The organism is Pseudomonas sp. MWU318 (assembly GCF_016756945.1).
Lineage (GTDB): Bacteria > Pseudomonadota > Gammaproteobacteria > Pseudomonadales > Pseudomonadaceae > Aquipseudomonas > Aquipseudomonas putida_A.
Window position 1 is genome coordinate 293647 of record NZ_JAESJL010000002.1, and the last position, 12777, is coordinate 306423.

At 59.6% G+C, this 12777-nt stretch carries 9 protein-coding genes, 6 tRNA genes and 1 pseudogene; 7 read left to right on the top strand and 9 right to left on the bottom strand.

Annotated elements, in window-relative coordinates:
* The first annotated feature begins 35 nt into the window (after positions 1-35).
* Both JN524_RS05345 and JN524_RS05350 read left to right on the top strand, forming a co-directional pair.
* Positions 36-2483: an acyl-CoA dehydrogenase gene (locus JN524_RS05345; RefSeq protein ID WP_202368739.1), complete on the top strand. Its 2448-nt coding sequence runs from the start codon at positions 36-38 to the stop codon at positions 2481-2483.
* An 89-nt stretch (positions 2484-2572) separates the two neighbouring features.
* Positions 2573-2980: a PA2817 family protein gene (locus tag JN524_RS05350; RefSeq protein WP_007967565.1), complete on the top strand. Its 408-nt coding sequence runs from the start codon at positions 2573-2575 to the stop codon at positions 2978-2980.
* Between the two features lie 100 nt (positions 2981-3080).
* On the opposite strand, the gene JN524_RS05355 is transcribed toward JN524_RS05350, so the two are convergent.
* Positions 3081-4079: a LysR substrate-binding domain-containing protein gene (locus JN524_RS05355; RefSeq protein WP_202368740.1), complete on the bottom strand. Its 999-nt coding sequence runs from the start codon at positions 4077-4079 to the stop codon at positions 3081-3083.
* Positions 4080-4169: 90 nt separating this feature from the next.
* Between JN524_RS05355 and JN524_RS05360 the strand changes: the two genes are divergently transcribed.
* From JN524_RS05360 to JN524_RS05375, 4 genes are all read left to right on the top strand, one after another.
* Positions 4170-4796 (top strand): alanyl-tRNA editing protein, encoded by a 627-nt coding sequence (locus JN524_RS05360; protein WP_202368741.1) that lies wholly within the window; start codon positions 4170-4172, stop codon positions 4794-4796.
* A gap of 90 nt (positions 4797-4886) precedes the next feature.
* On the top strand, positions 4887-5657 hold the full coding sequence (locus JN524_RS05365) for a 2OG-Fe(II) oxygenase (RefSeq protein ID WP_202368742.1): 771 nt from the start codon (positions 4887-4889) through the stop codon (positions 5655-5657).
* Between the two features lies 1 nt (position 5658).
* Positions 5659-6297 (top strand): LysE family translocator, encoded by a 639-nt coding sequence (locus JN524_RS05370; protein WP_202368743.1) that lies wholly within the window; start codon positions 5659-5661, stop codon positions 6295-6297.
* Positions 6298-6496: 199 nt separating this feature from the next.
* On the top strand, positions 6497-8236 hold the full coding sequence (locus JN524_RS05375) for a dipeptidase (protein WP_202368744.1): 1740 nt from the start codon (positions 6497-6499) through the stop codon (positions 8234-8236).
* Between the two features lie 131 nt (positions 8237-8367).
* On the opposite strand, the gene JN524_RS05380 is transcribed toward JN524_RS05375, so the two are convergent.
* The 6 genes from JN524_RS05380 to JN524_RS05405 all read right to left on the bottom strand — a co-directional run bounded on the left by JN524_RS05380 (position 8368) and on the right by JN524_RS05405 (position 8989).
* Positions 8368-8443 (bottom strand) — tRNA-Gly (locus tag JN524_RS05380).
* 2 nt (positions 8444-8445) lie between these two features.
* Positions 8446-8521, bottom strand: a tRNA-Glu gene (locus tag JN524_RS05385).
* A 55-nt stretch (positions 8522-8576) separates the two neighbouring features.
* A tRNA-Gly gene (locus tag JN524_RS05390) sits at positions 8577-8652 on the bottom strand.
* Positions 8653-8655: 3 nt separating this feature from the next.
* Positions 8656-8731: transfer RNA gene (locus JN524_RS05395), tRNA-Glu, on the bottom strand.
* A 104-nt stretch (positions 8732-8835) separates the two neighbouring features.
* Positions 8836-8911: transfer RNA gene (locus JN524_RS05400), tRNA-Gly, on the bottom strand.
* 2 nt (positions 8912-8913) lie between these two features.
* A tRNA-Glu gene (locus JN524_RS05405) sits at positions 8914-8989 on the bottom strand.
* Positions 8990-9373: 384 nt separating this feature from the next.
* Here JN524_RS05405 and JN524_RS05410 point away from each other — a divergent pair.
* The gene (locus JN524_RS05410; RefSeq protein WP_202368745.1) at positions 9374-10132 is read left to right on the top strand and encodes a hypothetical protein; all 759 of its coding nucleotides are present in this window, start codon (positions 9374-9376) and stop codon (positions 10130-10132) included.
* Positions 10133-10741: 609 nt separating this feature from the next.
* Here the strand turns inward: JN524_RS05410 and JN524_RS27425 are convergent.
* Complete coding sequence (locus JN524_RS27425; protein ID WP_442964269.1) at positions 10742-11614, bottom strand: methyl-accepting chemotaxis protein; 873 nt, start codon at positions 11612-11614, stop codon at positions 10742-10744.
* A 36-nt stretch (positions 11615-11650) separates the two neighbouring features.
* Positions 11651-12709 (bottom strand): annotated as a pseudogene (locus tag JN524_RS27430) (methyl-accepting chemotaxis protein); the annotation flags it as partial.
* Positions 12710-12777 lie beyond the last annotated feature (68 nt).

Below are 12777 nucleotides of genomic sequence, written 5' to 3' on the forward strand. Positions count from 1 at the left end.
AGGGTCGGTTTGCCTTGGTTCACGGAGGATTACATATGCTGTTGTTGTGGATACTGGTTCTGATCGTCGGTGTGGCGTATCTCGCCCACCGCCGCATCGCCCCCCTGCCCGCGTTGGGTATCGTCGCCGTATACCTGCTGGCGATGGGCATTTTCAGCCATGCCCCGGGCTGGTTGCTGCTGGTGTTGTGGGTGGTGCTCGCGGCGGTTGCCGCGCCGTTGCTGTTGCCTGACCTGCGCCGCAAACACTTCACCGCGCCGCTGTTCAACTGGTTCCAGAAAACCCTGCCGCCGATGTCGCAGACCGAACGCGACGCGATCGATGCCGGCACCGTGTGGTGGGACGGTGAACTGTTCAGTGGCCGTCCGGACTGGGACACGTTGCTGTCCTACCCGAAAGCGCAACTGACCGAAGAGGAACAGGCCTTTATCGACGGCCCCACCGAAGAACTCTGCGCGATGGTCACTGACTGGCAGATCGGCCAGTCGATGGACCTGCCACCCGAAGCCTGGAGCCACATCAAGGAGCACGGTTTCTTCGCCCTGATCATTCCCAAGGAGTTCGGCGGCAAGGGCTTTTCCGCCTACGCCCACTCGCAAGTGGCGATGAAACTCGCGACCCGCAGCGGCGACCTCGCCTCCACCGTGATGGTGCCCAACTCCCTCGGCCCGGCCGAACTGCTGCTGCATTACGGCACCGACGAACAACGCAACCACTACCTGCCGCGGCTGGCCCGTGGCGACGACATTCCATGCTTCGCCCTCACCGGCCCACTGGCCGGTTCCGATGCCGGCGCCATGCCGGACACCGGGATCATCTGCAAAGGTGAATGGGAAGGCCAGGAAGTCATCGGTCTGCGCCTGAACTGGGAAAAACGCTACATCACTCTCGGCCCGGTCGCGACCCTGCTCGGTCTGGCCTTCAAAGCCTATGACCCGGAGCATCTGCTGGGCGACAAGGAAGATCTCGGCATCAGTCTGGCGCTGATTCCTACCGATACACCGGGTGTGGAAATCGGCCGTCGTCACCTGCCACTGGGTGCCGCGTTCATGAACGGCCCGAACTCGGGCAAAGACGTGTTCATCCCGCTGGACTACCTCATCGGCGGCCAGGACATGCTCGGCAAGGGCTGGATGATGCTGATGAACTGCCTGTCGGTCGGGCGTTCGATTTCGCTGCCGGCAGTCGGCACTGGCGCGGCCAAATTCACCAGTCTGGTGACCGGTCAATACGCGCAGATACGTGAGCAGTTCAACGTCCCGCTGTCGGCCTTCGAAGGCATTCAGGAAGCCATGGCGCGCATCGGCGGCAACGCCTGGATGATGGACGCCGCGCGCATGCTCACCGCCAACGCGGTGGATCTGGGCGAGAAACCATCGGTACTGTCGGCGATCCTCAAGTATCACCTGACCGAACGCGGCCGCGAGTGCATCACCCACGCCATGGACGTGCACGGCGGCAAGGCGATCATCATGGGGCCGAACAACTACCTGGGGCGCAGCTGGAACGGCGCACCGATCTTCATCACCGTGGAAGGCGCGAACATCCTCTCGCGCAACCTGATGATTTTCGGTCAGGGCGCCATTCGCTGCCATCCGTTCGTGCTCAAGGAAATGGCCCTCGCCGGCCGCGAAGACAAAGAACAGGCACTGAAAGAATTCGATGGCCTGCTGCTCAAGCACATCGGTTTTGCCGTCGGCAACGCCGCCAGTACGCTGGTGCTGAACCTGGGCTTCGGCCACTTCGAACATGCGCCCGGGGACAAGATCAGTCAGGGCTACTTCCGCGCACTCAACCGTCAGGCAGCGGCTTTCGCCATGCTCGCCGACTTCAGCATGATGCTGCTGGGTGGCGAACTGAAGCGTCGCGAACGCCTGTCCGCACGTCTTGGCGATGTGTTGAGCAACCTGTATCTGGCCTCCGCTGCGCTCAAGCGTTATCACGACCTGGACTCCCCGGCGCATATGGAGCCGCTGTTCCGCTGGGCCATGGAAGAAAGCCTCGGCCAGTCGGAACGGGCGCTGGATGAGCTGCTGAGCAACTTCCCGAACAGAGTGTTCGGCGGACTGTTGCGAGTAATCGTGTTTCCGTTCGGTCGTCGCCACAAAGGCCCTTCGGACAAACTGGGTGCCGAAGTGGCAGCTGTGATCGGTCGCGCCAAAGGCGATCCGACCCTCGAAGAACTGCTCGCCGGCTGCTATCGCCCGCAGTCTGCCGACGATGCCGTGGGTGCCCTGCAACACGCTAGCGATCTGCTGGGTGCCGCCCAACCGCTGCACAAAAAACTGCAAACCTCGCTCAAGAGCGGTCAGGTCAAACCGGTGGCTGGCGAACACGCCATCGACGCCGCACTGGAGGCCGGGGTGTTGCAACCGCAGGAAGCACAGACCCTGCGCGATGCCGAAGCGGCACGGCGCAAGGTGATTGATGTCGATGATTTCGACAAGGAAGAGCTGAAGCAGGCTGAGGGCAAAGTCCGCTGATGCCGACGACCGTGTAGCTGTTTATTTGTGAAAAACGGGCACGAGAGCTTTATACTCCCGCGCCCGTTTTGCTCTTGAGGACTTATCTCGTGTCCAACGTCGTTGCCGATCATCTGGTTTTGCTCGACCATCTGCGCAGTATCCTGGTCGCCGTAGGTGAGGCCGAACAGGTTCCCGAAGAAAGCCATGCCTTGTTCCTGGAGCGCTTTGACGAACTGCTGGCCTCCCTGCCAATCGACCCGATCGAAAGCCAGTACCTGGGCCAGGACATCCTGACCCAAGTGATTACCCGCTATCCACAAATTGCCCACCTGATCCCGCGGGATCTGCTGTGGTTCTTCGCTGGTGACTGCCTGCACTACCTGTCTGATGAAGAAATCGACCTGTATCAGGCGCTGGAAGAACGTCGCTACGAAGCCGAACAGAACGACGAACCGTTCGACTGGAATCAGGAAAAACAGTTGCTGGCGATGTCTGCTCAGGACAGCAAGCACTGATTTAATGGTTTGAAGATCAAAAGATCGCAGCCTGCGGCAGCTCCTCCAGGGAATACATGTGATTCCTGTAGGAGCTGCCGCAGGCTGCGATCTTTTGCTTTTAAAACAGCCCCTCGCTCTCCGGCAATTCATACGCCATCGCCAGATTATTCAGCGCCCCCGCCTTCCCCGGCTTGCTCAACGTCGGCTCCTTCTCCAGGCACTCCACCAGATAATCGATGAATACCCGCAGCTTCGGCGGCAGGTAACGCGTCGGTGAATGCAGCAGCCACAGGCCGCCATGGTAGGAAGCGAGAAATGTCCACTCCGGCAACACCTGCACAATCAACTTCTGCTCAAGCGCATAGCGCGCGGTGAAATACGGCAGGCTGCCTATACCAATGTGCTGCAACACTGCCCCGAGCCGCACGCCGGTATGGTTGGCGGCATAGCGGCCACGCACGCCGACGGTCACCGCTTTGCTGCCCTTCTTGAATTTCCAGCGCGCATCGCTCGGGGTTTCCCCCAGATAGATGCAACTGTGATTGAGCAGATCGTGAGGGTGAGTCGGCGTGCCGTGTTCGGCCAGGTATTGCGGGGTGGCGCAGAGCAAATGGTCGATGGTCAGCAGCTGCCGCCCGACCAGCCCGGCCGGCGGACGGTCAGTGATACGAATCGCCAGGTCGACATGATCGTCGATCAGATCAACCTGACGGTCTTCCAGCAGCAACTCGACATCGACCTTCGGATAACGCCGCAGAAACTCGGGCATGTGCGGATGAATCACGAATCGCCCGACCGCTTTCGGCACACTGACCCGCACCAGCCCCTCCGCCTCGTGGGTGAACTGCCCGCTGATCTCCATCACCGACTTGGCGGCGCTGACCATCTCCTGACAGCGCTTGAACACTTCCTCGCCACCGTCACTCAAGCGCAGTTTGCGCGTAGTGCGCTGCAGCAAACGCGTGGCCAGGGCTTTTTCCAGGCGGGAAATGCTGCGACTGATAGCCGACGGCGACGAACCCAACTGACGGGCCGCCTCGGAGAAACTGCCGGTCTCCACGACCTTGACGAAGATCGCCATTTCACCGAGCAGTGGCAGCGGAAGATTGATGCTCACAGCGCACAAGTCCTTTGATGTTTGAACGGATTATCACGTTATTGCACGATTCATATAATAAAAAAAGACACTTTAATAAGGGCATGGAATATGACGCTTCGCCTCTTTTTCCATAGTGATGACCTCAAGGCTAATGTGGAAGTCCTCGACTGCACGCCCCACGAGAACGAATTTGCCGTAGTGCTGCGCGCCACGCTGTTTCATCCGCAAGGCGGTGGTCAGCCTTGTGACACCGGCATGATCGGCGAAAGCCAGGTACTGCGCGTGGTGCAGGAACCTGACCGGATCGTGCATTACGTCGATCGCTCGGTAAAACCCGGCATGACCTGTATTCACGTGGATGAACAACGTCGCCGCTACAACACCCGCATGCATTCGGCCGGGCACCTGATCGGGCATTTCCTGCAGGCCATGGGCTGGACGCCGATCAAGGCGCACCACTGGCCGGACGAGGGCCGGGTGCAATTCAAGCCGGGTGATGCCGCCCAGGAAGTCGACGCGACAACCGTTCAACACGGTATCAGTCAGTGGATCGAACACGATCTGCCGCGCCTGACCTCGCTGCGCGAAGGCGCGCGGGAAATCGGTTTTGGCGAACTGCCGGCCTATGGCTGCGGTGGCACCCATGTACGCAGCCTGAAGGATTTGGGCGCAGTCACGATCGCCTCGATTTCGCAGAAGAAAGGCACGTTATCCGTCCACTACAGCGTGGATTAAGCTTCTCGGGCGCTGCTCCGCGCAGCGTTCGACGCCGGGGGAACCGCACTCGCCGGTTCCGTTGACTATCGATAGATGGACCTAAAAACAATGATGCTAGACGTCGAGCGTCTCGATGAGACGTGCATAAAAAAACTGGCCAACGAAGAAGTCCTCGCCATCCGCGTCAAAGGCTTCTTGCCCGAGCCGCTGGCGATCGAGATTGGCAACAAGATTCTTGCTCCGGGCTTCGAGGGCTACATCAACGCGCCGAGCATCGGCCGCATCGGCATGGCGTTTTACGAGGCGGAAAACCAGCCGCTGCTGATCGAGGACTACTTCGAACGCGCCACCCGCAACATCGCCGAACTGCGCGAGCGCTGTGCGCCCTACTCCTCGCCGGTCGACACCCTGCGCTGCATGCTCGACGAGTCGTGGCCGGCCGGCGCGCATCTGGAAAACCTCTATGGCCGCAAGATGTATGTCGGCCTGTCGCGGGTGGTCAAACCCGGTGTGTGCTTCCTTGCCCACCACGACATTTTCGCCAAGGACGCCCCGGACAGCTTTCAGGCCCGCAGCCTGGAGGCGCAGTTCGCCTGTAACGTCTACTTGAACATGCCGACCGAGGGCGGGGCGCTGCAAATGTGGGACGACGACATCACCCCGGATCAGTTCGACCAGATGCGTGGCGACAGTTACGGCATCGACCCGGCGCTGCTCGGCCCACCGACCCTGGAAGTTCGGCCGGAGCCGGGCGATTTCATCATGTTCAATTCGCGCTGCATGCACTCGGTGACTCCGGGCGTGGCGGATCCGCGTCTGAGCCTTTCGTTCTTTGTCGGCTATCGCGGCAATGCATCACCCCTGACCTTCTGGAGCTGAGATGTTATCGAACTACCTGGGCGAGTTTCTGGCGCTGGCCACCATTCACTTTCTGGCCGTGGTCGCTCCCGGCCCGGACTTTGCCGTGACCATTCGCCAAAGCGTGCGCTTCGGCCGACTGGTGGGCATCTGCACCGCACTGGGCATCGGCGCCGGCATTTCGGTGCACGTTCTCTACACCTTGCTCGGCGTTGGCGCCCTGATGCACACCACGCCGTGGTTGCTGACGGTGGCCAAGGTGATCGGTGGCGCATACATCTTTTACCTCGGCATCAGCCTGATCCGCAGTAAACCGAAGACCACGCTCGAGGGCGAAAAAGGCGCTGACGAAGCGCTGGTCGAGCAGTCGCTGTTCAAGGCGTTCAGCACCGGTTTTCTGACCAATGCCACCAACCCCAAGGCCACGCTGTTCTTCCTGGCGATCTTCACCACGATCATCAGCGCCAGCACCCCGCTGAATATTCAGGCGCTGTACGGGGTGTGGATGTGCTTCGTCAATGCGCTGTGGTTCGTGATCGTCGCGCTGTTTTTTTCCAGCAGCCGAGTGCGAACCCTGTTCATGCGCATGGGCCATTGGTTCGAGCGCAGCATGGGCGTGATCCTGATTTTGTTCGCCGGCAGGCTGGTGCTATCGATGTAAACGCTGCGCCCAAAGACAAGGCCCGATCAGTTGCACACTGCTCGGGCCTTTTTCGTTCGTGCGCCGCTTTTGAATTTCTGTGCGACGGATCCCACTTCAGGGACTCCCCTTCAACACCTTCGTGGTGTTAGTTTGGAAAAGATTTGTTTCAACTTTCAAACACTTCCACTCAACTGCCTGCAAAGGAATGCCCACCGTAATGAATTTTTCTCTCAAGCGCCTGGCCGCTGCCAGCCTGGCTCTGGCCAGTCTTTCGTCGTTCACCCTGCCTGCCCAGGCCAACATCACCCCTGAGCAAAGTGCTGCGATCCTCAAGACCTTCAGCGATACGACGGTCAGCGATTTTCGTCAGTTTCTCGGTGCCGTCGCGAAAAGCGATCTGAGCAAGACCGACAACCTCGCCCCGGCGATCAATGGTTTTCTCGACAACAAGACCCTGACCGCCGAGCAGCAGAACGAGATCAATCGCCTGCTGGGCATCTACACCCGCGCCAAGTACGGCAAAGCCGCCCTCGAAACCCTGCGCGAACTGGTGGAAATCCCGACCTTCCAGAAAGAAGGCGTGGCCCAGCACGACAACCCGGAGTTCATCAAGATCGCCGAAAAGATCAGGAACCTGGCCGAATCGTTCAACCTGAAGTTCCGCAACGTCGACAACCGGGTCTATGAAATCTCCCTCGACGGCAGCGGCGACGAAGTCGTGGGCATTCACGCCCATGCCGACGTGGTGCCGGTCACCCCGGAAAACTGGGTGCTGAAGGACGGCACCAAACTCGACCCGTTCAAAGTCACGCTGATCGGCGACCGCATGTACGGTCGCGGCACCGAGGACGACAAGAACGGCATCGTCGTCGCGATGTACGCGATGAAAGTGATCAAGGAAGAAAAGCTGCCGCTGGCACGCAACTTCAAACTGCTGGTGGACACCACCGAAGAAACCACCGGCGACGCGATCCCGTATTACTTCGAACACAACCCGACGCCGAACTACAACATGGCGCTGGACGGTGGCTACCCGGTGGTCATTGCCGAGAAAGGCTACGGCACGGTCATGGCCAGTTTCCCGCTGCGCAAGGCTGAAGGCAGCGGCGCAGAAATCATATCGATGACCGGCGGCCTGGCAACCAACCAGATTCCATCGGTTTCGGTGGCGACACTCGTCACCGACAAGCCTGAGCAACTGGCTGCGAGTCTGCAGAAAGCCGGCAGCGAATACGCGAAAAAACACGGTGGTGACTTCGAAGTCGCGGCCAAGGTTGACGGCAAAGACGTCAAGCTGAGTGTCACCGGTGTGTCCGCGCACTCCTCCGAACCCGAGTCCGGCGTCAACCCGGTCGCGCGGATGCTCGACTTCATCAACAGCCTCGACGGCAAGGTGGCGCTCAAGCACAACCAGATCACCGACGCTGCACGCTATGCGTCCACCAACTGGGGCCTGGATTATCTGGGTAAAAAACTCGGCGTGGACTTCTCCGATTCGTTCATGGGTCCGCTGACGACCTCGCTGACCTACGTCGGCGTGGACGACAAAGCCTTCAAACTGGCAGTCAACCTGCGCGTGCCGAAGGGTAAATCGCCAGAAGTGCTGAAGAAGCAAATCGCTGACAAACTGGCGGCCTGGAGCAAGAAATCCCACGTTGCCGTGGACTTCACTTACTCGATCGCCGAACCGATGTACCGCAATCCGGAAGGCGAATGGGTCAAGGCACTGCTGGCGGTTGCCACTGAAAACCTCGGCATGAAGCACGAGTTCGGCACGTCTGCCGGCGCGACCTCGGTGCATGAACTGCCGAACGGCGTGCAATTCGGCCTGGCCCGGCCTGAAGTCAAATACACCGGGCATACCGATGGCGAGTTCAAGACGGTTGACCAGTTCCTGCTCGACCTGCAGATCGTCACTGAGATGATGGGCCGTGTCGGCCAGCTACCGAAGCTCTGATAAGGCATGGGCCCGTGATTCAGCGGGCCTGACGTGAAAACAAAAAAGGACCCGAAGGTCCTTTTTTGTTGCGTACAAAACGCTGCACAAACAAAAACGCCGATCATCACTGATCGGCGTTTTTGTGAAATTGGAGCGGGAAACGAGACTCGAACTCGCGACCCCGACCTTGGCAAGGTCGTGCTCTACCAACTGAGCTATTCCCGCAATGGCGTCCCCTAGGGGACTCGAACCCCTGTTACCGCCGTGAAAGGGCGGTGTCCTAGGCCACTAGACGAAGGGGACAGGCTACAACTTTCACTAATAAAAACGCCGCTCACTGAGCGGCGCTTTTAGAATTTGGAGCGGGAAACGAGACTCGAACTCGCGACCCCGACCTTGGCAAGGTCGTGCTCTACCAACTGAGCTATTCCCGCAAATGGCGTCCCCTAGGGGACTCGAACCCCTGTTACCGCCGTGAAAGGGCGGTGTCCTAGGCCACTAGACGAAGGGGACACGCTACCCGGAACACATGGTGTGTGTTTCGGTGTCCAGACCCGCATCCGAAGACTTGGTTCTGGTTTCACTCAGCCCCGCCCGAAAGCAGTGCTGTTTAAAATTGGAGCGGGAAACGAGACTCGAACTCGCGACCCCGACCTTGGCAAGGTCGTGCTCTACCAACTGAGCTATTCCCGCATTGGCGTCCCCTAGGGGACTCGAACCCCTGTTACCGCCGTGAAAGGGCGGTGTCCTAGGCCACTAGACGAAGGGGACACACTACAACATTCACTCCCTGCCGCGTTTCGCTATGTGCTTTACGCTGCAAGTGGCGCGCATTCTAGGGATGGTTTTAGAGGTCGTCAACCCCCGAATATAAATTTATTTAAATCAATGACTTCGACCTGCTTTACGGGAGCATTCGGGCTTTTCCGTCGCCCGACGATTGACGCCTATATTCCGCCACACGCCAAGGCGTTATAGTCCGCAACACAATGATGGCAATCTGCGCACCTTGCGCCAGCATTCATATAAGCAGTGTGCAGCCGATATAGACAGAAGCTGCTGAATCAACTCGTCGAGCGGCGCTGGGCGCCTGAATGTCCAGCCACTACACTCGCAAGCGAACCCTATAAAGAGGTCTTACCGGTGACACCACTCATGATCACCCTGCTAGTCGTAGCCGGGATCGCAATTCTGATCGCCATTGGCTACATGAACCATGTGGTGGAAAACAACAAACTGGAGAAGGCCCGCACCAAAGTCGAACTCAACGACCGCCTGCGCCGCTGCGGCGAACTGACCGAAACCTTTCCCGGCCAGTTCATGACCCCGGCACTCAAGCTGCTGCTGACCCGACTGGAACTGAACGTCTGCCAACGTCTGCTGAACCTGGAAAAAACCAGCGCCACGACCAAGGCCCGAATCACCGAACTCAGCGCACTGGTGGCCCAAGGCGAATCGATCCCGGTCAACAACCCGCCGGCACCGATCCTGACCGAAGCCAAAGCCAAGGACGTCCGCTTCCTGCTCGAAGCCCTGCACGGCCAGATCACCCGCGCCGCCCATGACGGTTTCCTGCCACCGAACGAAGCCAAACACTGGATCAAGGAAGTCCGCCACATCCTGGTCCTGCTGCACATCGAATTCTTCAACAACCTCGGCCAACAATCCCTGCAACAAAACCAACCCGGCCAGGCCCGCCTCGCCTTCGAACGCGGCGTGCAATACCTGCGCAAACAGCAAGACCCGCAGATGTACGCGGAACAACTGCAATACCTGGAAAAACTTCTGGCCCGTGCCAATGCCCAGGTCATGGACAAGACTGCTCCGGTTGAAGGCGAAGTGAACCAGTTGACCGAAGGCCTCAAAGAAGTCGAAGCCGATGCGGACTGGAAGAAGAAAGTGATTTACGACTGATGGTTGATAGGTACAGAGAAGCCACCGAGAGGTGGCTTTTTTGTGGGTGGTGGCTGGCTGCCATTGAGAATATTCGGTTAGAGATTGGTTGGCAGTCAGGCCTCTTCGCGAGCAAGCCCGCTCCCACAGTGGGCATGAGTTTATTCAGTTGGAGACTGGTCGGCTGTCAGGCCGCCATCGCTGGCAAGCCAGCTCCCACAAGATCAAGATCAAGATCAAGATCAAGATCAAAAGATCGCAGCCTGCGGCAGCTCCTACACAGGATGAGCGCAAGCTCGGCTGCAGCTCTTGATCTTGCCGTGCCGGCCCCGTCGGCAGGCTGAGTGGAGGGGTTCATCCGGGGGTGGGAGCGCAGCGACCGTTTGGCGCAGCCAAACACATCGAGAGGAGGTGCAGCGAAGCAAACCGGAGGCGATGCGCCCGGATGAATCCCGCAGCGAAGGAACCCGAGCCTAAGCGAGGGCCGAACGCTGGGGCCAAGCCTTTTGGTTACTTTTTGGCGTCTGAAAAAGTGACTCGCCGTAAGGGCGAAACCGCCAGCCGCAACACCCAAAAAAACGGATATTCACCCCAAACCCCAAGAACCTGGTCGGCCCAGAGGCTGCCAAGTCAAAGCCGAAAATGCCCAACCATCCCCTTGAGCTCCCCCCCCAACCGCGCCAGCTCAACACTCGAAACCGCATTCCCCCGCATCGCAATCGAAGACTGATCCGCACTCGCGCGAATACTTGTCACACTGCGATTGATCTCCTCAGCCACCGAACTCTGCTCCTCGGCCGCCGCCGCAATCTGCTGATTCATCTGCTGAATCAACGAAACCGCCGCCGCAATACTCCCCAACGCACTCTCGGTCTGCAGCGCATCACTGACCGCCAGCTTCACCAATTCACCACTGCTCTGAATCTGCTGCACCGACGAATGCGCTGCCGAACGCAAAGCACTGACCAGCCGCTCGATCTCCTCGGTCGATTGCTGGGTACGCCGCGCCAACGCACGAACCTCATCAGCGACCACTGCAAACCCCCTGCCCTGCTCCCCGGCCCGCGCCGCCTCGATTGCGGCGTTAAGCGCCAGCAGATTGGTCTGCTCGGCAACGCTCTTGATCACATCCAGCACCGTTCCGATGTTCTGGATCTGCGCACTGAGGCTTTCGATGCTCGAACTGGCCGAAGTCGCCGAATCCGCCAGTTGCTCGATCCGCGCCATGCTCTGGCGCACCACCTGCTGACCGCTCTCGACCTTGCCATCCGCCGTTTGCGCAGCCAGTGCCGCCTCCTCGGCGTTACGCGCCACGTCATGCACGGTGGCGGTCATCTGGTTCATGGCTGTGGCCACCTGCTCGGTCTCTTCCTTCTGGCTGTTGACCTCAAGGTTGGTCTGCTCGGTGACCGCCGACAGCGACTGTGCGGAACTGGCCAACTGCTCGATCCCCGCCTGCAAACCGCTGACGATCGTGCTCAGCCCAGTGCCCATCTGCTGCATCGCCAGCGTCAGTTGACCGATTTCATCACGACGGGTGACCTCTATCCTCGCACTCAAATCCCCCGCCGCAATCTGCTGTGCGACCCGCATCACGCTGCGCAGCGGCGTGACAATCAAACGGGTGATGACCCACGCGGCAATCAGCCCGACCAGCAATGCCAGCGCCGAAGAACCGATGATCAACACCGAGTTCTTCTTCAATTCCGCCTGCATCGCGCCATCCTCGGCGCCATACGCCTGATCCACGCGCTCCATCACCTGCGCTGCACGCTGGTGCAACTGTTCGTAGACGGTTTTTTCCTGGGCCAGCAGGCCGGTGTACTCGGCGAGCTTGTCGTTGAAACCGGCGATGTGCCCGGACACTTCATTGAGTACCGTCAGGTAGCCCTCATCCTTGACCGTGGTCTTCAACTGCTCGGCCTGGGCCTGCGCCTGAGCGGCCTGCTCGATGTTGCCCTTGCCGGCGCTGTCGGCATCGCCCTTGCGGCTCTGATCCAGACGAACCCGCGCCTCGTTCATCGCCTGCAACATCAGCCGCGACACCTGGCTGACCTGGCTGGCCTGTTCGATGAACTGTGCGCCGTCCTTGCCTTCGGTGTCCTTCAAGGTATACGCGCCGTCATCGGCCAGCCCGGCTTGCAGCACATCCAGGTTGTTGGCCACGCTGGACACCGACCAACTGGCCATTTCCAGCGCCAGATCCTTGGCCTGGGTCAGCGAGACGAACTCATCGAAAGCCTTGCGATAGGCGCCCAATGCCTGCTCGACATCGCTCATCACCGCCACGTTGGCCGGAGATTGCGCCTTGAGTTGCGCCGCCTGGGCCAGCAAACCGTCTACGCCTTCGTGCAAGGCATCAACGGTTTTCGGGTTGCTGTGCAGCGCATAGTCCTGCTCCAGCAGCCGCACCTTGAGCAGTGCACTGTTGAGCGACGACATCTGCTTCAGCCCATCGAAGCGCTGACTGATGGTCTGCAGGGACCAGACACCAATGGCGGCCACCAGCGCGGTCAATAACAGCACCAGCACGAACCCGATAGCCAGCTTCTTCGCCATACCGAGGTTGGCAAAACGTCCTTGCACGGCGGAAATCATTGCGCGTAGTCCCCTGCCAAAGTCTGTTGCCGAAGATTCGCAACGGCCATGGAGCAGCACAAGTCTCT

Excerpts from the sequence above, each read along its gene's own strand:
- JN524_RS05345 (WP_202368739.1), top strand. The coding sequence starts at position 36 with ATGCTGTTGTTGTGGATACTGGTTCTGATCGTCGGTGTGGCGTATCTC.
- JN524_RS05360 (WP_202368741.1), top strand. The coding sequence starts at position 4,170 with ATGACGCTTCGCCTCTTTTTCCATAGTGATGACCTCAAGGCTAATGTG.
- JN524_RS05365 (WP_202368742.1), top strand. The coding sequence starts at position 4,887 with ATGATGCTAGACGTCGAGCGTCTCGATGAGACGTGCATAAAAAAACTG.
- JN524_RS05370 (WP_202368743.1), top strand. The coding sequence starts at position 5,659 with ATGTTATCGAACTACCTGGGCGAGTTTCTGGCGCTGGCCACCATTCAC.
- JN524_RS05375 (WP_202368744.1), top strand. The coding sequence starts at position 6,497 with ATGAATTTTTCTCTCAAGCGCCTGGCCGCTGCCAGCCTGGCTCTGGCC.
- JN524_RS05410 (WP_202368745.1), top strand. The coding sequence starts at position 9,374 with ATGATCACCCTGCTAGTCGTAGCCGGGATCGCAATTCTGATCGCCATT.
- JN524_RS27425 (WP_442964269.1), bottom strand. The coding sequence starts at position 11,614 with ATGCAGCAGATGGGCACTGGGCTGAGCACGATCGTCAGCGGTTTGCAG.